Origin of the sequence: Marivivens aquimaris, from assembly GCF_015220045.1 — a bacterium.
Lineage (GTDB): Bacteria > Pseudomonadota > Alphaproteobacteria > Rhodobacterales > Rhodobacteraceae > Marivivens > Marivivens aquimaris.
Genome location: NZ_JADBGB010000001.1, coordinates 730574 through 749353, shown reverse-complemented (window position 1 = coordinate 749353; position 18780 = coordinate 730574). Strand labels below are relative to the sequence as shown.

At 61.1% G+C, this 18780-nt stretch carries 20 protein-coding genes; 19 read left to right on the top strand and 1 reads right to left on the bottom strand.

Translation table 11 applies throughout. From position 1 onward, the window contains the following. Positions 1 to 43 precede the first annotated feature (43 nt). From IF204_RS03810 to IF204_RS03770, 9 genes are read left to right on the top strand one after another with little or no spacing between them, the layout of a single operon-like run. The gene (locus tag IF204_RS03810; protein WP_194094808.1) at positions 44 to 1063 is read left to right on the top strand and encodes a phage protease; all 1020 of its coding nucleotides are present in this window, start codon (positions 44 to 46) and stop codon (positions 1061 to 1063) included. Between the two features lie 9 nt (positions 1064 to 1072). Continuing rightward, entirely contained in the window at positions 1073 to 1513 is a 441-nt protein-coding gene (locus IF204_RS03805; protein WP_194094806.1) for a hypothetical protein, read from the top strand. A gap of 11 nt (positions 1514 to 1524) precedes the next feature. After that, positions 1525 to 2421 carry a Mu-like prophage major head subunit gpT family protein gene (locus IF204_RS03800; protein ID WP_194094804.1) on the top strand — a complete coding sequence of 299 codons (897 nt, stop codon included), beginning with the start codon at positions 1525 to 1527 and terminating at the stop codon, positions 2419 to 2421. 12 nt (positions 2422 to 2433) lie between these two features. Then, the gene (locus IF204_RS03795; protein WP_194094802.1) at positions 2434 to 2838 is read left to right on the top strand and encodes a hypothetical protein; all 405 of its coding nucleotides are present in this window, start codon (positions 2434 to 2436) and stop codon (positions 2836 to 2838) included. Between the two features lie 57 nt (positions 2839 to 2895). Then, positions 2896 to 3324, top strand: a complete 429-nt coding sequence (locus IF204_RS03790) for a gp436 family protein (RefSeq protein WP_194094800.1) — start codon at positions 2896 to 2898, stop codon at positions 3322 to 3324. Next, positions 3324 to 3752, top strand: a complete 429-nt coding sequence (locus IF204_RS03785) for a phage tail terminator protein (protein WP_194094798.1) — start codon at positions 3324 to 3326, stop codon at positions 3750 to 3752. The genes IF204_RS03790 and IF204_RS03785 overlap by 1 nt, the downstream gene beginning before the upstream one ends. After that, positions 3749 to 3889 carry a hypothetical protein gene (locus IF204_RS03780; protein WP_194094797.1) on the top strand — a complete coding sequence of 47 codons (141 nt, stop codon included), beginning with the start codon at positions 3749 to 3751 and terminating at the stop codon, positions 3887 to 3889. Before IF204_RS03785 ends, IF204_RS03780 begins: the two co-directional genes overlap by 4 nt. Further along, the gene (locus IF204_RS03775) at positions 3889 to 4821 is read left to right on the top strand and encodes a hypothetical protein (RefSeq protein WP_194094795.1); all 933 of its coding nucleotides are present in this window, start codon (positions 3889 to 3891) and stop codon (positions 4819 to 4821) included. Before IF204_RS03780 ends, IF204_RS03775 begins: the two co-directional genes overlap by 1 nt. 11 nt (positions 4822 to 4832) lie before the next feature. Next, complete coding sequence (locus tag IF204_RS03770; RefSeq protein ID WP_194094793.1) at positions 4833 to 5153, top strand: hypothetical protein; 321 nt, start codon at positions 4833 to 4835, stop codon at positions 5151 to 5153. Here the strand turns inward: IF204_RS03770 and IF204_RS20050 are convergent. Further along, positions 5150 to 5299, bottom strand: a complete 150-nt coding sequence (locus tag IF204_RS20050; RefSeq protein ID WP_228069054.1) for a hypothetical protein — start codon at positions 5297 to 5299, stop codon at positions 5150 to 5152. The genes IF204_RS03770 and IF204_RS20050 overlap by 4 nt on opposite strands. On the opposite strand from IF204_RS20050, the gene IF204_RS20325 reads away from it, so the two are divergent. The 10 genes from IF204_RS20325 (at position 5237) to IF204_RS03720 (ending at position 18750) form a co-directional block, all read left to right on the top strand. Next, positions 5237 to 5488: a DUF1799 domain-containing protein gene (locus tag IF204_RS20325; protein ID WP_407658938.1), complete on the top strand. Its 252-nt coding sequence runs from the start codon at positions 5237 to 5239 to the stop codon at positions 5486 to 5488. The genes IF204_RS20050 and IF204_RS20325 overlap by 63 nt on opposite strands. Next, a complete protein-coding gene (locus IF204_RS03760; RefSeq protein ID WP_194094791.1) occupies positions 5485 to 8301 on the top strand; it encodes a coiled-coil domain-containing protein in 2817 nt (938 codons plus the stop codon). The genes IF204_RS20325 and IF204_RS03760 overlap by 4 nt, the downstream gene beginning before the upstream one ends. Beyond that, a complete protein-coding gene (locus IF204_RS03755) occupies positions 8298 to 8720 on the top strand; it encodes a hypothetical protein (protein WP_194094788.1) in 423 nt (140 codons plus the stop codon). The genes IF204_RS03760 and IF204_RS03755 overlap by 4 nt, the downstream gene beginning before the upstream one ends. Then, positions 8717 to 9247: a hypothetical protein gene (locus IF204_RS03750; protein ID WP_228069053.1), complete on the top strand. Its 531-nt coding sequence runs from the start codon at positions 8717 to 8719 to the stop codon at positions 9245 to 9247. Before IF204_RS03755 ends, IF204_RS03750 begins: the two co-directional genes overlap by 4 nt. Then, positions 9244 to 9657, top strand: a complete 414-nt coding sequence (locus IF204_RS03745; RefSeq protein ID WP_194094786.1) for an NlpC/P60 family protein — start codon at positions 9244 to 9246, stop codon at positions 9655 to 9657. Before IF204_RS03750 ends, IF204_RS03745 begins: the two co-directional genes overlap by 4 nt. After that, the gene (gene gpJ, locus IF204_RS03740; RefSeq protein ID WP_228069052.1) at positions 9650 to 12946 is read left to right on the top strand and encodes a TipJ family phage tail tip protein; all 3297 of its coding nucleotides are present in this window, start codon (positions 9650 to 9652) and stop codon (positions 12944 to 12946) included. Before IF204_RS03745 ends, gpJ begins: the two co-directional genes overlap by 8 nt. Before the next feature lie 12 nt (positions 12947 to 12958). Beyond that, on the top strand, positions 12959 to 16540 hold the full coding sequence (locus IF204_RS03735; RefSeq protein WP_194094784.1) for a hypothetical protein: 3582 nt from the start codon (positions 12959 to 12961) through the stop codon (positions 16538 to 16540). Positions 16541 to 16881: 341 nt separating this feature from the next. After that, positions 16882 to 17328, top strand: a complete 447-nt coding sequence (locus tag IF204_RS03730) for a DUF2852 domain-containing protein (protein WP_194094782.1) — start codon at positions 16882 to 16884, stop codon at positions 17326 to 17328. Between the two features lie 62 nt (positions 17329 to 17390). Next, positions 17391 to 17843: an RDD family protein gene (locus IF204_RS03725; protein WP_194094780.1), complete on the top strand. Its 453-nt coding sequence runs from the start codon at positions 17391 to 17393 to the stop codon at positions 17841 to 17843. 82 nt (positions 17844 to 17925) lie between these two features. Continuing rightward, the gene (locus IF204_RS03720) at positions 17926 to 18750 is read left to right on the top strand and encodes an arginyltransferase (RefSeq protein WP_194094778.1); all 825 of its coding nucleotides are present in this window, start codon (positions 17926 to 17928) and stop codon (positions 18748 to 18750) included. Positions 18751 to 18780 lie beyond the last annotated feature (30 nt).

The window sequence follows — 18780 nt, the reverse complement described above, 5'->3', positions numbered from 1 at the left end:
GTTGCGGGTGTTTTCGTTTTTGGGGGCACGCGATGATCGTGCCATGAACAAACCCTTCACACATACCGCCCTCTCGCTTCATGCGTCTCTCGACGTGACCGAAGGCAGTGCGCCCGAGTGGGTCCACCTGCTTCCGGCCACCGATGGCGGCCGCGTGGAGACCAATGACCAGCGCGGCCCTTACCACGTCGCAACCGCTTCCGAGATCATCGCCGCTTCGTTTGCGCGGACCGACCGTCTGCCGATCGACGAGAACCACGCCACCGATCTTGCCGCACCCAAAGGAGGCCCCGCGCCTGCCCGTGGCTGGATTGTGGAAATGGAAGCCCGCGACGATGGCATCTGGGGCCGCGTCGATTGGACCGCGACCGGCCGCGAGCTTGTCACCACGCACGCCTATCGCGGCATCAGCCCCGTCATCACCCATGACCCCAAGCACAAGATCGGCGCGATCCTTCGCGCCTCTCTCGTCAATGTCCCGAACCTGCGCGGTCTGACTGCGCTTCATCAGCAGGAAATGAACGACATGTCCTTCATGGCTAAACTCGCCGAAGCCCTCGGCCTCGACCCCGAAGTCGTGACCGAAGACGAAATTCTGGCAGCGATCGGCAAGACCGCCGCCCCGGTCGAAGACACCGCTCTGCAGTCGCAGCTGGCGACTAAGGATCAGAACATCACTGCTCTGCAGTCGCAGCTGGCCACCAAAGATCAGGACATCACTGCGCTGCAGGCCGAATGCTCGGACCTCACCAAGCAGCTCAACAGCGAACGCGCATCCCGCCGCACGGCAGCCGCAGAAGCGTTCGTCGACGGCGAGATCGCCAAGGGCCGCGTCGGTGTGAAACCTATGCGCGCCACGTACATCGCGATGCACAGCGAAGACGCCTCGCGGACCGAAGCGCTGATCGCCGCGATGCCGGTTCTGGAGCCGGGCGCGATCGCCGACCTGTCGAAAGCCAAGGACGACGACAAGGTCGCGCTGAACGCAGAGCAGCGCGAAGCCGCGAAGCTCCTCGGCATCTCCGAAGACGCCTACGCCGAAACCCTCAAATCCGAACAGTAAGGACCAGCCATGCTTACCGCTCCCCGCCAAACTGCCGAAGCCATCGGCCCGACCCGCGTCGGCCTCCTCGCCGCCGCCGCCTCCATCTTCGCAGGTGCGATGATTGCTCGTAATGCTGCGGGTCATCTCACCAAAGGCCAGACCGCAACCGGTCTCGTCGGTGCAGGCGTTGCCTACCAGACCGTCGATAACTCGGACGGCGCGGCAGGTGCTGCGTCGGTCGAGTACCGCGTCAACACCGCCATTCTCGACAATTCGACCGGTGCTGACGAGCTGACCGCCGCCGACATCGGCAAGGCGTGCTGGATCGTCGACGATCACACGGTCGCCCGCACCTCCGCCTCCTCGACACGCAGCCGTGCAGGCATCGTGTCCGACATCCTCGCCGAAGGTGTCGCTGTCGAGTTCAACGAAGCCCTCACCCGCGCTGCCGATCCGGCCGCCGCCTAAAGGACACAACGATGCTTATCAACAATCCGAACCTCGAAGCCCTGCGCGTGGGTTTCAAAACCAGCTTCCAACAGGCCTTCGATCAGGTCGAAACCTATCATACCCGCGTCGCAACAACCGTGACCTCGACTTCAAGCGCGAATGTCTACGGTTGGCTGAAAGACCTTCCGGGGATGCGTGAATGGATTGGGGCGCGCCTGATCAAATCGCTCGGCGAAAACGCCTATACGCTGCAGAACAAACCGTTCGAAAGCACAGTCGGCGTGAACCGCGATCATATCGAAGACGACGAACTGGGTCAGTACGATATGCTGTTCGCCAACCTGGGCGAAATGGCTGCACAGCATCCCGACCAGCTCGTTTTCGATGCTCTGAGCAAAAGCTTTGAGGCCGAATGCTTTGACGGTCAGCCCTACTTCGACGCCGATCACCCGACGATCGACAAGAACGGCAAAGAAACCACCTATTCCAACATCCTCACCGGGTCGTCGACGCCGTGGTTCTTCATGAAGGCCAAGGGCAAGATCAAGCCGCTGATCTATCAGCAGCGCAAGAAAGCCGAATTCGTATCGATGGATAAGCCCACCGACGAGCCGGTCTTCAGTCGCAAGGAATTCGTCTACGGCGTCGATACGCGCGAAGCTGCTGGCTACACCTACCCGCAGCTGGCGATCGGCGCGAAGACGGCGCTCGATGCGGCCTCTCTGAAAGCAGCCCGCAAGATGCTGCGCGAAATGAAGGGCGATCAAGGCCGCGTCCTGAACGTGGTCGGCGACACCCTCGTCGTCCCGCCCGAGCTGGAAGACACCGCACGCGAGCTGCTGCTGGCAGAACGCAATGCTGCAGGTGCGACCAACACCCTTCAGGGCACCGCCGAGCTGCTCGTCGTCCCGTACCTGACTGCATAAGGGGCTGATCTGATGGCACGCATCACCAAGAAAACCGCTGCTTCGGAGGTCGATAAAACGGCCGCGACCGAAGTGGCAACCGACGCCGACACCAAAGCCGCCGAAGCTGACGCAAAGGCCCAAGCAGAGGCAGTGGCAGCGGCGAAAGAGCAAGCCGAGGCCGAAGCGAAAGCCAAGGCAGAGGCGGATGCCGAAGCAAAGGCCGACGCCGATGCGAAGGCAGCAGAACTTGCGAAAGCAGAGCCGAAGTACGGCGGCACGGTCCACGTCAAAGGTCCGAAGAAAGGCCGCTGGCGCATCGGTCAGAAGTTTACGCACGAGACCACCGACATCGACCTCGACGATCTCAAGGAAGGCGAGCTGAAGGCACTTCAGGACGATCCCGTCCTGACCGTGTCCATCACGCCTGCCAGCTAACACCACATTCCGGCCCTTTAACGGGCCGGAAACACCCCCTTAAAACCGAGTTTAACGATGTCTTACATCACCCGCGCACAGCTGACCGATCGCTATAGCGCCAACGTCCTGACCAAGTTGACGGATCGCGGCACACCGAAGACCGGCGTCATCGACGACGACGTTCTGAACCGCGCGATCACCGATGCAGACGCGCTGATCGATGCCCACATCGCAAAGGTCTACAAGCTGCCGGTCTCTGCAGTGCCGATGATGCTCGTCGGTATCGCCGGAGCGCTGACCTTCTACAAGCTGCACATCTATCAGGCCGACGAGAAAGCAACGAACGACTACCGCGACGCGCTGCGCAATCTGGAAAAGATCGGCCGCCGCGAAATCCTCCTCGACATCGAAGGCGTGGAGCCGACCAGCGCGCACACCAGCCAAGTCTACACCACTGACCGCGACCGCCCCATGACCGGCAGCAATCTTAAAGGCTTCATCTGATGATCGATGCCGTAACCAGCCGCGTTGCCGATCTGGTGCCTGACCTGCGCAGTGTCGAGCGCATGGCAGCCTTTGCAGCGCTGCTGCGCGATGGCCAGCTGCCGCAGCAGACACCCGCTGCCTACGTGATCACCCAAGGCCTGACCGCGTCGCGCCCCAACGCGATCGGCGATCTTTACCAGCAAACGGTCAAGGACGGCATCTCGGTCTGCGTCGTGTTTCGCGACATCGATCCCGCCGGTGCCGATGCCGCTGACCGCGCCGACGTCACCATTCGCCAGATCATCGAAGCAGTAGCCGGATGGTCTGCCAACAACGTCGGCACCTTCGAATTCACCCGCGCCCGCCTCGCAGCCCAGCAGGACGGCGCCTTCGTCTACCAGATCGACTTCGTCATCACAGACCAGCTGAGGTTCACCCCCGCATGACCCGCCGTTCCGCCAAGCAATCCGCCCCGCCCGCGACCGCGCAGTCGGTCCACCCGCTGCCCCAGTCCGGCGGCAGCTACGTCCTCGAAGCCGAGGGCACGCTCACCAAAACCACTGCAAAGAAGGAAGCTGACTGATGTCCCTGTCGTGGAAGAAGAAGCTGATGCTCGCCGTCATCGAAGGCACCTACGGCCAAGGCGGCAACCCGACCGCCGGTGCGAATGCAATCATGGGCATCGACATGTCGATCTCGCCGATGGAAGGCTCGGATGTCGCCCGCAACATCGAACGCCCGTTTATGGGCGCGCAGGCCACCCTGCCTGTCGGACTGCATTCCAAGCTGACCTTCAAGACTGAATTCGCAGGCTCGGGCGCTGCCGGTGTCGCGCCTGCGTGGGGCGTGTTGGCCCGCGCTGCCGGTCTTGCCGAGACCATCGTTGCCGACACCTCCGTGACCTACAATCCGGTCACCGATGGGCACGAGAGCCTGATCTTTCATTTCACGATCGCATCGACGCGCTACGTGCTGAAAGGCGCGCGTGGTTCTTCGAAGATCGTGATCATGTCCAGCGGCATTCCGATGATCGAATGGACCTTCACCGGCCTCTTCGAAGTCCCGACCGAGAATGCACCCGCTTCCCCGGACTATACCAAGTGGATCGCGCCGATTGTTGCCAGCAATGCGAACACGCCCGTCCACACGCTCGGAGGTGTTGCGTTCACGATGAAGAGCTTTTCGCTCGATATGGGCCAACAGGTGAAGCCGCGCTTCCTCATGGGCACCGAAGAGGTCCGGATCACCGACCGCGCCGAAGTCGTTGAAATGCAGACCGACGCGCTGCCGGTGACGACCTTCAACCCTTATCAAATCGCCCTCGACGCCTCGACCACGCCGCTCGTCATCACGCACGGAACGGACGCCGGGAACATTATCACCGTCAACACCCCTTCGCTCCAGCTTCAGCGTCCAGCCGCGCCGCAGGACGACGAAGGCATCGTGAGCTGGACCCTGCGCGGTGTGCCGCTGCCGGGCACCGGCAATGACCAGTTCACCCTCGTTCTGACCTAAGGATCACGCGCATGTTCAAAGTGAATAAGACCCCGACCTTCACCCGCGATGTCGAGATCGTCACACCGGGCGACACTGGCGTCGAAGTACAGATGCTCCGCACGACGTTCCAAGTCGTGCCGGACATTCACACCACGCTCACGAACGACGCACAGATGATCGATTATGTGAAGGACCGCGTTGTTACCTTCCATGAGCTGGTCGACGAGAATGACAAGCCGATGGTCTGCGACGACGACTTGTGCATCGCGATGATCCGCCGCCCCGACATCCGGAACGCCCTCTTTAAGGCATACACCAAGGAAATCATCTCGGCCAAAGCGGGAAACTAAGAGCCATCGGTCGGGCGTGGGCCACGGGGCAGCTCTTCGAAGATGCGCCGACCGAATGGCAAGAGATCGAGGCTGACGCTGCGCTGCTTGGCGTCACCCTTTCCGCCCCGATTGCCGAGGACAGCTTTGAGGTTTGGGGATGCCATCTTCCCGCGCTGAACGCCTTCCTCGCAATCGCCACCCAATGGGCATTCCGCCCGAGCGGACACGTCGCGAGCCTCGACTATAGCCGCGTTGAAGCGGGTCTGAGGCTGGCAGGTATCGAAGTCACACCGGACCAATGGTCCGACGTCCAAGTGATTGAAGCAGGCGCAACGGAGGCGCTCCACGCATGACCTTCAAGGTTCAGGGTGAAATCGTAGCCAACGCCTCACAGGCCAAAGCTGCTGTCGGCGAGACACGCACCGCAGTTCAGCAGCTCATCGATCAGACCACCGGCGTCGAGCGCGTCAATAAGTCGGCCGCATCTTCTGCGAGCATCTTCAATGCAGCGATGAAAGATCAGGCGGCCGCAATCGACGCCCTGCGCGATAAGTACCAGCCCGCGATTGAGAAGAGCGAAGAGTTCATCGCAGTCGAGAAGCAGGTCGCAGCCGCGGTGCAGTCGGGAATGCTGGCGCAGAAGGATGCTGATCAGCTACTTGCCTCTGCGCGTCAGGGGATGACCTCGAACAGTACCGCAATTGCAGCCACGGGTAACGCTGCTTCCGACGCCAGCTACAAGGTCAAGATGCTGGCCTTCCAGCTGAACCAGACGGCCCAAATGGGCGCTGTCACCAAGGACTACTACACCGCGCTGATGGTGCAGCTGCCTGACATTTTGGCGCTGTCCGGCGGTATGGCTGGCGTCCTCCTCGGCGGTGCGCTTGCCGTGGGTGCGACCGCCATTCCGGCCCTCATGCAGACCGCCGACGCGACCGCAAAGGCACGCGAAGAAGTAGATCTCCTCGCAGAGGCCATGAACCGTCTCGAAGGTGCATCAAATGCTTCTGGTCGCGGCCTGTCGAGCCTGCGAAGCGAATATGGCGCTAACGCCGAAGTCGCCCGCGAAATCCTCGAACTCGAACGCGACATGGCCGAGATGGATGCGCGCCGCTCGTTCGGCAACGTGGCCCGCGACCTTGGCGATGCATTTGGCAGCACGTCATATGACAGCGCCGATGATGTCCTCGCTGCGCTGGAAGCTCGTCGCCAGCTGCAGATCGAATACGCCAATACCGTCGCCGAGATTGAGGCTATCACCGAAGATGGTGACGGGTACGGTGCCGATACCGCAGCCCTAAACACTCGCCTCGTAGCCATCCAAGCCGAGATCGACGCCCTTGGCGACGTCCGCTCGAAACTCGATGATCTAAGCGAAGCCTTTGGTGTGACCGCAGACGAAGCGGCTGCGCTGATGGTCGCGGCATCTGACCTGAAGACTGCAGACGGGGTCGACGCACAAACGACCGCAGCTCGTGAGCTGCTCACAGTTCTGAACAGTGTCACCGATGGCGAAAACGGCACCAATGAAAGCGCCCGCGAACTGGCAATGAGTCTTGCCGAAGGCCTGCGCAACGGCCTGAAGCTGCAGGCGCTCGATCTGTCGCTTTTCGGCGATGGCGCATCGACTGCCGCGCAAGCGCAGATGGCCGAAGACATGATCCGCAGCTATGAGCAACAGCGCGATCTCGCCTTGGCCATCAAGCGCACCGGCGAAGATAGCCTGACCGTGCTGGCCATGCGCCGCGATGCCTACCGCGAAGCGACCGCCGCCCTGATCGATGAGAAGGGTCTGACTGGAGAAGTCGCCGACGAGCTGCAGACCGCCGCGATGCAGGCCTATGATGCCGAGAATGGTATCTCTGCCGCGAAACTTGCTGCCGCCGAGCTGGCCCGCTGGGCCGACCAGATCGGCTTCAGCCGTGCCATCACTGATGCCATCACACTCGACGGCAAACTCGGCACGCTGATCGGCAAGGCGCAACGCTTGATGTCTGCGATCGGTCAGGCCCGTGCCGGCCAAATCTCGCAGGAACAGCAGACGACACTGCTGACCACCGAGCGCGATATGATGGCCGCTGGTGCATCCCGCCCCGAAATCGAAGGCGAGCTGGCTGCACAGCGTGTCATCATGGAAAACGGCGAAGCGATGGAGGAGTTCGGCTTCCTCGGACAGATCGCCCTCAATCGCCTGTCCGAAGGTGCCCGCCAAACTGCGACCGAGAACGCCAAGCTGACAGCCGAAATCGGTGACATGACCACTGCGCAGACCGAAAGCGGTCGCGCCGCCGGACGCGCTGCGACCGACCTTGAGCGCGAACGCAAAGCCGTCACCGATCTGATCGCCAGCCTGCAGCAAGACATCGCGATCATGCGCGAAGCCGATCCTGTAAAGCAGGAACTGATCCGCATGTCGCAAGAGATGGCAGCAGCCACCGCTGCCGAGCGCGAACAGATCAGCGCCCTGCTCGTCCAGCGGGAAGAAGAGGGCCGCGCAGCCGAGTTGCTGAAGGAAAAGCGCGACTGGCTGAAGGACAGCGGCATGGAGGTCATCGACGCTCTGCGCTCCGAGGGCAACGCACTCGAAAACGTCTTCATGTCGCTCCTCGATATCATGGAAGAAGTCATCCTTCAGGCAGCACTGCTCGGTGAAGGCCCCTTCGCCAACGTATTTGGCACGCAGCAAAATGGTGGCCTGCTCGGCATGGTAGCGGAAGCGATGTTTCCGGCCGCAGGAAGTGCAGGCACGGTGCCGACCGCGACAACGGCTGCCAGCGTCAAGACGATGCCCAAATATGCCAACGCCGGTTATCATCCCGGCGGCAGTCACATCGCGCACGAAGAAGGCGTCGAGATGGCCGTCTCCGGGCCTGTTACCTATCTTACCGCAGAGATCACACGCCGCGCCCTCCTCGCACCGCAGCCCGCCAATCTGGCGACGCAGCCCCAGTCGCTGCCACCAGTGGTCAACTTCGAATTCATCGACCAGTCGTCGCAACGGCATGATGTCGTCCAAGAAGAGACGATCGACAGCCGTGGCCAGCGCCAGCGCCGGTTCATCATGTCCGACGCCGTCGGCGAAGGTATCACCGTGCGAGGCGGCAAAGGCGCCCGCGCGATGCAGTCCGAGTATGGCCTCACCCGCGCCGGGATCGCACGCACATGATCAGCACTTGGCCCACCGACCTGCCGCGCCCCGAGCGCAACACCTACCGCCGCGAACGTCAGGACGCCCGCATCGTCCGCACGCCGTCTCAAGGTCCGCAGTCCTTCCGCAAGCGCTTCAGCAACACCGCGAAAACGGTGTCGTTAACGGTGCTTTTAAGCCGCGATCAACTGGCTGTTTTCGACCGCTTCTTTGAAGAGACCACGGCGCAGGGCACCGGTCTATTCCGCATGCCTGATCCGATCACAGACGGCACGCCGTTGCTGAACGCCGATGGCTCTCCAATCGTCGGCGCTGACGGCAAGCCTCTGACGATCGCCGCAGAGTGGCTTTGCAGCTTTGGCGAACAGATGCCGAGCGACAGCCGTGAAGGCGTCGAGACCCGCGTTGCTTTTACCGTGCAGGTGTTCCCCGTATGACGAACCGCATCATCTCACTCAATTCCCGCATGATGACCGAAGCCGAGAGCTTTGACGGTGTCGAAGTCCTGCTGATTGAGATCACGCATCCGGACCTCGAAAAGCCGGTCCGCCTCTCGACCGACAACACCGAGATGTTGTCGTCCGATCCGATCGTCTTCGGCACGCGATCGACTTGGCGGGGTGCCAACCCGGCGACCGAGCCTTGGCTCTGGATTATCGCAGACATCGTGCCGCCCTCCGACCAAGAGAACGAACCCGCCAACGCAAGCCTCGTTATCCTGAACGCCGACACGGCTCTGGCGGACCAACTGCAAGGGCTGACCGGCCCTGCCGATGCTGCCATCGCGCTCGTCTTTGCTGACAGCCCGAACGACCCTGAACAGGAATGGCTGAAGCTGAAACTCACGACTGCGGAAGGTGATGTCGGTCGGGTCAGCATGACCTTCAGCCGCGAGGAGATCGAAATGGAGATGCTGCCAGCGGGCCGCATGACCCGCCAATATTTTCCGGGGCTTCACTCATGATCTGGACGCAGAAATACATCAGCCTGCCGTGGGCCGATCTGGGCCGTGACTGGTCCGGTGTGGATTGCTGGGGCTTGCCTTGCCTCGTCTATCGCGAAGAGTTGGGCGTCGATCTTCCGACTTACGCTGACTATCCGACGACGGCAGAACGAGCCGAAGTCGCCGCAGTGGTCGCAGGTGCCACCAGCTCGCCGCTCTGGCGCAAAGTTGATGTGGCGCACCCCTTCGACATCTGCTTGTTCCGCGTCGGTCCGCTGGCCTCGCACGTAGGCATCAAGACCCATGACCGCCTGATGATCCATGCCACTGAAAGCGGCGTCGTTACGGAAGACTACACCTGCGGCCGATGGTCAGCTCGCTTCTTGGGTCACTACCGTCTGACGTCACTGATGGAGGCGCTTGATGAATAAGATCATCGCCGCCGGTCATATCGACTTCGCCGAGCGCAAGGAACTCACGCTACCCGAAGGCATGACACTCGACATGGCAGTTCAGTTTGCTCTTGGCGATGTCTCAGAGCGTATCCTGTCGCGAACCCGCGTTTCGCTCTGCACCCCTCACGGCTCGACGCTGGTCAACCGCGCCTGCTGGTCATGCGTGCGACCGAAGCAAGGCGTGACGATCGTCATCCGCGTCATTGCCGGTAAAGACGCGCTGAAGACAGTCCTGTCGATCGCCATCACCGCTGCCGCCGTCTCACTGGGCGGCGCATGGGGGCCGACCGTCGCGGGCTGGCTTGGGGTATCGGAGGCTGTCGGGGTGGCGATCACGACCACCGTTCTGTCGGTCGTTGGTGGCCTCCTACTGAATGCCTTGATCCCACCTATTCGCCCCGACACGTCGCGCCGCAACACCTACACGGTGCAAGGCTGGCGCAACGACATGCGCCCCGATGGCGCGGTGCCGGTCCTTTTTGGCCGGATGCGCGTCGCACCGCCTTTCGCTGCCGCGCCCTACACCGAAGTCAACGGATCAGAACAGTACATTCGCAGCTTGTTTTGCGTTGGCGAAGGTCCGATCGACATTGACGACATCCGCATCGGAGAGACCTCAATCGGTGATTATAGCGACGTCGAGGTTGAGGTCTTCACCGGCCTGCCTGACGACTTGCCGTCGCAGATTTATCCTCGCCAAGTCTTCGAGGAACAGATCGGTGCCGAACTGACACGTCCGCTGCCGCGCGACACGGCCGGTGAAGTGATCAGCGATGAGCCTTCGATCGAGACACCGGTCGTCCGTTCCACCGGGGCAGATGCCAAATGGGCGCGTGTGATCCTCGCTTGGCCGAGCGGTTTGGTGCGCTACGACGACAATGGGCTAAAAGCGATGCACACCGTCGAGGTGCGGATCGAGCAGCGGCAGATCAACGCTGACGAATGGCAGCCGGTCAAAACACTGACGATCGCACGTGCGAAGGCCGAAGGTTTCTTTCGGCAGTACAAGTGGCGGCTGCCTACGCGCGGCCGCTGGCAGGTGCGCTGCACCATGATGACCGACGAAACCGAAGACAGCAAAATCCAGCAGCGCGTCAACTGGGCTAGCTTGCAGACAATCCGGCCCGAGTATCCCTTGGCTTATCCGAGGCCGCTAGCGCTGATTGCTGTTCGCATCAAAGCGACCCACCAGTTGCAAGGCCAGCTGGACAGCCTGAACTGCCTCGCAAGCCGCCTGATGTTGTCGTGGGACAGCGAGACTGGGCAATGGGTCGAGCGCTTCAGCGAGAACCCCGGCGATGCCTTCCGTGCCGCGCTTCAGACCGAAGCGCTTCCAATACCGGCGGCCGATACCGAGCTTAACCTAGTCCAGATTGAAGACTGGGCCGAGTGGTGCTTTGCCAACAACCTGACCTTCAACCGCTATTACACAGAGGACAATCTCACCCTCGCCGAAGTGCTGACCGAGATCACCGGCGCCGGGCGTTCCACGCCGCGTCACGACGGCAGCCAATGGTCAATCGTAACGGACCGTCCGACTAACGCTGATCCGGTCATCGCCGAAATCAATCCGCGCAACAGTTGGGGCAGCAGCTGGGCGCGGTCCTATGGAACGCCGCCCGCTGGTTTCGTCGTAAAGTTTCCTGACGCCGAAAACAACTACAAGCCGACGCAGCGCATCATCCCTTGGCCGGATCACGAAGGCCCGCTTGATCCGCTGGAGACGCTGCCGCTGCCGGGAAAGGTCTATGCCGACGAAGTCTTCATCGAAGCGCGTCGTCGTCAGCTCGAAGTGAAGCACCGTCCGAACAAGAAGCAGGTGACGCAAGACGGGCGCGTCTCGGTCGTGCAGCGCGGCGACACGGTCATCCATATCGATGACGCTCTGGATAGCGTCACACTCACGGCCCGCGCAATAGAGGTGAATGGCGACACAGTTATGCTCGACGCAGCCTTGGAGAGCGCAACCCTTTCGGGGCTGGCTATCCAATGGCGCGTCATCAGCAAAGATGATCCGATCGGGATAGCTCGGGTCGCTCCGGTCACCGTATTGAACGAGCAGCTCGTGCGGATCGACGCGGAAGGTCCCTATCCTGACGTCCGCAGCATAGTGTCAATCGGAACGATGACGCGGCTCACCGAGCGCCGGATCGTGCGCGGCGTGGAGCAAACCGACGACGGCTGCCGCATCATTCACACTCTGCCCGCTGGCCTCGATATCGACACTGAACTCGCCGCTACGGTCGTGCCGGAGTGGTCGCCGCGCGTAGGAGCCGAGATCGACGACAACCTCTTGCAACCGAGCGCCCCGCGCTTCGTCAGCGTGACGTCAGGCAAGAAGACCACCGGAGACGCCAACCAGATCGACGTTCTGGTCGAAGCTGGTTCGGGCATTGTGGAGACGTCCGAAATCCGCGTGAAGCATCGTCTCGCAGGTACGACCAGCTGGGCACAAGTTGACATCGAGGTCGCGGAAGGTGGCTGCTCGATTAGCGACTATCTGGCTGGAGACGAGGTCGAGCTGACGGCGCGCGGCCGTAGCGAAACCGATCAGTGGGGGCCGGACGCCCCGATATTGTCGATCACTGTCGGTCAAGGTGACGCAGACATCCCGAGTGCCATTGATGACGACGAGATCGAGATCTCCGAAAAGCTCGGCGGCGTTCTCGTCAAGGTCGGCCTTGCCGGGGATGAGGGCGCGGCAACCCTGCGCATCTATCGCTCCCAATTTAACATCCTCGACCGCGAAGCCGATCTTGCTGGCGAGATCGTCGTCACGACCGATCCGCAGACCTATAGCTTCGCTCTTGGCGACGCCACCCGAACCGATCTGACACCTGCATCGTGGACGCTTGGTGACGGATGGTCCGAAGGCACGAATGTCTTCGCTCACATCGCGGGCGCAGCTGGCGACCTATCGTCCGCTTTCGAAGCAACCTCCGGCAAATATTACCGCATTAGCGGACGACTATCAGGCGTGACCGCAGGCAGTCTGGCACCGCAGTTTCAGAACGGCTCGCTGCGCGAAGGCGTTGCGGTCGGCGCTGACGGTCCTTTCGCTGACCGCATTCAGGCCGTGACGGGCAATGACACCTTGGCCTTTGCAGCTTCGGCCGACTTCAACGGCACGCTGGATCGGATCGTCGTCTATCGCGAGACCAAGGCGTGCCTCGATCAAGGCGAGCACTTCATCTGGATTGAAGCAGTCAACGCCGATGGCAGTGCCGGACCAGCGTCTGGCCCTCACTCTTTCAACATCGTTTAACGGGTACTTAAAATGGCTTCGACGGGCATTAAAACCACCAACCTTCAATCGGCAACCAACGCCGACAGCGTACTGGTGAATGACGGTTCCGGCACCAAGCAACTATCGATTGCGCGCCTGAGTGCACTTCTCACCGGCTACACAGGTCCGAGCAAAGAGACCTTGGCACAACTAGCTGCGGATTTGACATGGGCCGAAGGAAAGGTCGGTTTTGTCTGGGGTGATCCCGATGGCGCACTTCGCGGCACCTACCTCAAATCCGGCGCTGCCGATGCTGGCAGTTGGTCCCGCATCGGTGACCTTCCGACCAGCACCGCCGCGCTTCAAGAAATCGCGTCTCTTCGTGATGAGTTTCAGGGGTACTTCAACGACATCGACCTTGCTGGCAGTGGCTTTGCAGGCACACAGCCGGGCGTCTCGCCGGGTGCCTTCACGTCCGATCTCGACGCTGATCCGAAGAGCTGCACGCTGATCGACGATGTTGCGGGGTTCACCTTCCCGATTGGCACCTTCAACGGCGCGGCGCTTGGTCGCGTAGCCACCGTCACGAATACCGCAGCCGTCATCGCCCGCCGCGACACCGTGCAGCTGCGCCCCGGTCAAATCTGGAAGTTTTCCGCGCTGGTATACCGCACCGACAATCCGGATGATCCGAACGGCGGCACCGTCGAGTTCGGCGTGAACCCGATGCGTGGCGACTACACCGCGTCCTCCGAGAACCCCTACATTGGCGAAAGCATTGTGCTGCGGATGGCTCATGGGCTGCACTACGTGCAGTTCACCTTTGGCTATGCAGATGCTCTCCTGAACCCGGACATCGAGATCGCTTCGTCGGTCCCGCTCGTGCGGCCGTTCATCCGGCTCTATGGAGCGGACCACACGACCAGCATCGTGCTGCTCGACGCTCGCGACATCACTGACGTGCGTCAGGTCGCTGGGGCCGACGACGTAGACCTTTTGGCGACCATGGCGAGTGCTGCAAATGCTTCGGCGGTGGCCTCGCAGCTTGCTAGAGATATTGCTGTGCCCGCCGCAGACCGCGCCCTCGCCGCGCGAGATGCGTCTTTCACAGCGTTGACCGCGGCATCGGATGTCGTCAATCTTGCGTGGTCGCCACGTCAGGCGCTGCGCGATGGTGACGCAGGCGTAACGTTGCTACCGCTGGACCCTGCTGCGGAGAATGTCTGGACGGATACGGCCCGCACTACCCTAGCTACGTCTGCCGGTGATCGCATTGCATCGGCGCGGCTCGTGACGGAAAGCGGGAGTCTCTACGCAGAGCAGGCTACGTTATCCAACCGCCCGTACCTCCAGCGCACCCCAGACGGCGGCCTGCGTCAGCGTTTTGCCAACTCGGCTCTGTCTGGCGCTGTTGTAGGATCGCCCGGCACGTTGCCCGGACTGGTCGGCGTATCAGGCGGCACGATTGCCCGCGAAATCATCGCCACAGGTACGGATACCGATGGTCTGCCCTATGTGGACATTCGCCTGACTGGTTCTCCCGGATCGGCTGGCATCGTCCAATTTGCGGGCAGCAATACCGACGTTGCGGTTGATGCTGACGATGTAATGATGTGGTCTCTGTATTCTGGCGTCATTGCTGGCAGCGCGACCAATATCAACAGCGTCACGCTCCAGACTGTCTGGCGCACCAGCGGCGGCGGCTACATCAGTCAGGTTACCGACGGCACTGATTTTAAAGGGTCTGGCGTCGGCATCCGCAGCATGACTGCGACAGCCCCAGCGACGGCAGCATATGCTCTGCCGCAAGTCCGCCTGAATTGCAGCGGGGCCATTGACATCACTTTGCGCTTCAAAGGCCCGCAATTCGAAGCTGGGTCCAGCAGGACCACATTCCAGAAATCGACCTACACCGCTGGCGTCCCTCAATTCATCGACGTGACAGAAGTAAACGCACCTTCGATCTGGTCCCTTCTCAGCAACTCCGCGAGTATGGCTCTGATTGCCGCTTTGCCCAATTACGGCACCGCCGCGACGGTATCGCGTAGCACCCTTGCTGCCACATCGGTTGATCTGGATCAGTCTGTTTCTGGTGCGGTGAATGTAATAGGCGGCAGTGGCACCAGCACGACCACATTCAGCGTCCTAGCACGTGGTGCGTCTGCATCCGAGCAGGCGCTCTTGGGGTCGTGGACCGCCCGCACGTCTGGCCGGACACCCCCAGTGCTGTTCGAGGATGACCCAGAACTGCCCGCCGCTCTGTCGTCTACGGCAAAGGTGCGCGTTCAGCAGGACGGCGCTGATTACGGCATGTCGCCCGCTGATTTTGCAGGTGCGTTCGGCGCTTATGTCACCCCGCGAATGTATGGCGGTGATCCGACGGGGGTATCTGCGTCTGACGCTGCGATTGCTGCGGCCTATGCGAGCGGACAGCCTGTCATGCTGGACGCCATGTACCGCATGACGACCGCCTACACGACGCCCGCGTACTCTCGCACGGCCATTGCGGCCCCTGACGGGTGCGGCATCATTCAGGACCAGACGAATGGAGGTCTGACCATCGGAGACGGCTCTATTGTCGCCTCGATGCGGACTTTCTCCAGTGCCTATGCGTCTGCGGATATTGTAGACACGACGGCCTACTCCGACTACGCGCGCTGTCTGGCGCTGGGGAGCGGCGTGCGGGCTGGCTATCTCTGGGTGTCTGACCTGTCGGGCGGCGTGGACTGTGAGGACGCAGAGGACGTTGATATTGCCTACATCCATGCGCGGGACATCCGATCGCGATTGGGCCAGTCGGCTGCACTCCACATCAAACGCTTTTCGGATATCCGCGTGGGCATGGTTGATGCGCTCGGGTGTGACCGAGGTATCGAACCGGAATATGACGCGCACCGGATCAATGTCGAGCAGTACCGCTTAGAGGACATTTACCCCGACGGTTACAGTGGGCAACCTGCGGGGTACGCGACTTACTCGTTCGTTCTGTCGGCTCACAGCCACAGCGGGGAGGGTGCGTGTACTGACGTGAGATACGGTGATGGTCTACTGAAAAACTGCCTGAACCCCATCAGCTTCTCCGCGTCAGGCTCTCTGAACGAAAGCGACTATCCCGTGGGTATCCGCATCGGTGATGTGACCATCGACAGCCCGCGCACTCGCACACCTTTTGACGTGGCTGCGATTGATTTTGAGGTGGCATCGCTGCGGTTCAAGGGCGCTCCGTCGGGTGGCATCACGCAGTTGATGCAGTTCGGCGTTGGCGGTTCGGACAATTTCGCCCGCAATATCGATGTGCGCCGTCTCATCGTGGAGGATGGTGCATTCGTGGGCCGTGTGCTGCGGTCTGACGCACCGGATTGCTCAATCCGCGATTTCGACATTGGCCCGCAGTCTGGCACGTCTACCACGTCGATGATCTACGCTGACAGCCGCAGTCACCGCCTGCATCTAGAACGCGGCAGGGTTCGTGGTGCGAAATATCACTCGTCGGTATTCCACGCGAGTGGATCGCCAACTGGCCTACGTTGGATGCACACCTACACCGATCTGGACGGCACCAATCCGGCAAGCTCGGTCGCGTCTGCCGCGTGGCTGGCAACGTCTGGTCTGTATGACGTGAACAACACCTAACACAGCGCGGCGCGGGCCTTCCTGCGCTGTGCAACCTGCGGCACCGAACGGGCGACGCTGTAACTATGCCCGCTGCAACATTGACTGTAATTCACTGCAAAATTCAGTGCGCCGCTACAGCCTTTTGCCTGTGCGATAGAGCGCAAGACCCGCATAACCCCTTATTCGCAGGGCATGTTTCCCATACCAACCAAAAGTTAATACCATTTACTTTCAGGTAGTTACCCTAGCGTCACCCGAAAATGTAACGCGCTTTAACATTTTACCCTTGTAGGCGAGCCGTCAGATACCAATATTGGAAATGTGAAAAGCATTTACATCCTTCGGCACAGGAGCCCACGATGACTGATACGACAAGTTATGACTACGCCCAAAGCCGGCCCCACCAAAGCTGGCTGCGTCAGGCAGAGAACTGGCTGGACGCGCGCGGCAAAGGAGCATGGATCGCTGCAATGGTCCTTGGCTTCGTCTTTTTCTGGCCTGTTGGCCTCGCCCTTCTTGCCTATATGATCTGGAGCAAGCGTATGTTTAACAAAGGTTGCAACAAATCCCGCCATAACCGTGCTGCCCGCAGCTTCGGCCCGCAGCGCAGCACCGGCAATAGCGCGTTCGACGCCTACCGCGAAGAAACCCTGCGCCGCCTCCAGCAGGAGCAGGACGACTTCGAGGCCTTCCTCGAGCGTCTGCGCGCCGCGAAAGACAAGTCGGAGTTCGACCAGTTCATGGATGAGCGCGCTCGCGCTCCGCGTGAAATGACTCCGCAGACCGAAACCCACGCCGAGGCCTGATTGCCTCTGCACCCCGTGCGGCCCGCCAAGGGCCGCGCACCTCTGGCACAACAGGACGACACATGACCTCGACCGATTTCTACTATGATGGCCTTCCCGATCCTTCGACACGGCCCGAATTCTACAGAAGCGTCCGGACCAAGCGCGCGTTCGCGTGGCTGATCGACATCACGATCATCGGTCTGGCCGCCGTCATCATCACTCCGCTGACAGCATTTACGGCGCTGTTCTTCTTCCCTGCCTTCTCGCTGGTGGTCGGTTTCGTCTACCGCTGGTGGACGCTGAGCAACAAATCGGCGACGTGGGGAATGCGCATGATGTCGGTCGAGATCCGCCGCAATGACGGTGCGCCGCTCGATAGCGGAACCGCATTTATGCATACCCTCGGCCTCTATGTGTCCTTTGGTGTGGCCCCTCTTCAGTTGATCTCTATCCTGATGATGGTAGTGTCCCAACGTAAGCAGGGTCTTACGGACCTCATTCTGGGCACCGCAGCGATCAACCGCTCCCTATAAGTCCGGAGCGGAAGACCGTTAAAGATCCTACACTGTAAATGGCGTGAGGCGTCCCCTCGCGCCAAATTTTAGTTGTTTGATCATGCGCCATACGCTTCCCATAGCGCCACAGTTTTACGTGACCGCCCCTCAGCCCTGTCCATATCTGGACGGACGGATGGAGCGTAAGCTGTTCACAGCGCTACAGGGCGAAGGCGCCGAACGTCTGAACGATGCACTGTCGAAGCAAGGTTTCCGCCGCTCGCAGAACGTTCTCTACCGCCCATCGTGCGCAGAATGTTCGGCCTGTCTGTCGGCCCGCATTCCGGTGGCAGAGTTTCAGGCCGCGCGTACGCAGCGCCGGATCATGGCGCGCAATGACTATCTGAAGCGTACTGCGACGACCCCTTGGGCGACCGAAGAGCAGTATGACCTCTTTCGCCGCTACCTCGACCAGCGTCACGCGACGGGCGGCATGGCCGACATGGACCTGTTCGAATTCGCGGCCATGGTCGAAGAAACCCCGATCCGCTCGCGCGTGGTCGAATACCGCTCTAGCATCGAAGGCGACAACAACGCCCTGAAGGCCGTGTGCCTGACCGATATCCTCGATGACGGGCTGAGCATGGTCTATTCGTTTTTCGATACCTCGGACACGAAGGCGTCGCTGGGCACGTACCTGATCCTCGATCACATCACCCTCGCGATCGAGCTCGGCCTGCCTTACGTCTACCTTGGCTACTGGGTGCCTGGCAGCCAGAAGATGCGCTACAAGGCGAATTTCAAGCCCTTGGAGATCTTCTATAAAAACGAGTGGCGGGTGCTGGACGATCCCGAAGCCTATGCCGCGACGACCGACCCGCTCGAGGTCGAGCCCATCGCGGCGCAGGTGGCGAAGATCCAGCTTCCGGATACCAAAGCCTACTAACGAAAAAGGGCCGCGTCAGACGCGGCCCTT

Coding starts and splice junctions, on each gene's coding strand:
- IF204_RS03810 (WP_194094808.1), top strand. CDS start 44: ATGAACAAACCCTTCACACATACCGCCCTCTCGCTTCATGCGTCTCTC.
- IF204_RS03805 (WP_194094806.1), top strand. CDS start 1,073: ATGCTTACCGCTCCCCGCCAAACTGCCGAAGCCATCGGCCCGACCCGC.
- IF204_RS03800 (WP_194094804.1), top strand. CDS start 1,525: ATGCTTATCAACAATCCGAACCTCGAAGCCCTGCGCGTGGGTTTCAAA.
- IF204_RS03795 (WP_194094802.1), top strand. CDS start 2,434: ATGGCACGCATCACCAAGAAAACCGCTGCTTCGGAGGTCGATAAAACG.
- IF204_RS03790 (WP_194094800.1), top strand. CDS start 2,896: ATGTCTTACATCACCCGCGCACAGCTGACCGATCGCTATAGCGCCAAC.
- IF204_RS03785 (WP_194094798.1), top strand. CDS start 3,324: ATGATCGATGCCGTAACCAGCCGCGTTGCCGATCTGGTGCCTGACCTG.
- IF204_RS03780 (WP_194094797.1), top strand. CDS start 3,749: ATGACCCGCCGTTCCGCCAAGCAATCCGCCCCGCCCGCGACCGCGCAG.
- IF204_RS03775 (WP_194094795.1), top strand. CDS start 3,889: ATGTCCCTGTCGTGGAAGAAGAAGCTGATGCTCGCCGTCATCGAAGGC.
- IF204_RS03770 (WP_194094793.1), top strand. CDS start 4,833: ATGTTCAAAGTGAATAAGACCCCGACCTTCACCCGCGATGTCGAGATC.
- IF204_RS20050 (WP_228069054.1), bottom strand. CDS start 5,299: ATGGCATCCCCAAACCTCAAAGCTGTCCTCGGCAATCGGGGCGGAAAG.
- IF204_RS03760 (WP_194094791.1), top strand. CDS start 5,485: ATGACCTTCAAGGTTCAGGGTGAAATCGTAGCCAACGCCTCACAGGCC.
- IF204_RS03755 (WP_194094788.1), top strand. CDS start 8,298: ATGATCAGCACTTGGCCCACCGACCTGCCGCGCCCCGAGCGCAACACC.
- IF204_RS03750 (WP_228069053.1), top strand. CDS start 8,717: ATGACGAACCGCATCATCTCACTCAATTCCCGCATGATGACCGAAGCC.
- IF204_RS03745 (WP_194094786.1), top strand. CDS start 9,244: ATGATCTGGACGCAGAAATACATCAGCCTGCCGTGGGCCGATCTGGGC.
- gpJ (WP_228069052.1), top strand. CDS start 9,650: ATGAATAAGATCATCGCCGCCGGTCATATCGACTTCGCCGAGCGCAAG.
- IF204_RS03735 (WP_194094784.1), top strand. CDS start 12,959: ATGGCTTCGACGGGCATTAAAACCACCAACCTTCAATCGGCAACCAAC.
- IF204_RS03730 (WP_194094782.1), top strand. CDS start 16,882: ATGACTGATACGACAAGTTATGACTACGCCCAAAGCCGGCCCCACCAA.
- IF204_RS03725 (WP_194094780.1), top strand. CDS start 17,391: ATGACCTCGACCGATTTCTACTATGATGGCCTTCCCGATCCTTCGACA.
- IF204_RS03720 (WP_194094778.1), top strand. CDS start 17,926: ATGCGCCATACGCTTCCCATAGCGCCACAGTTTTACGTGACCGCCCCT.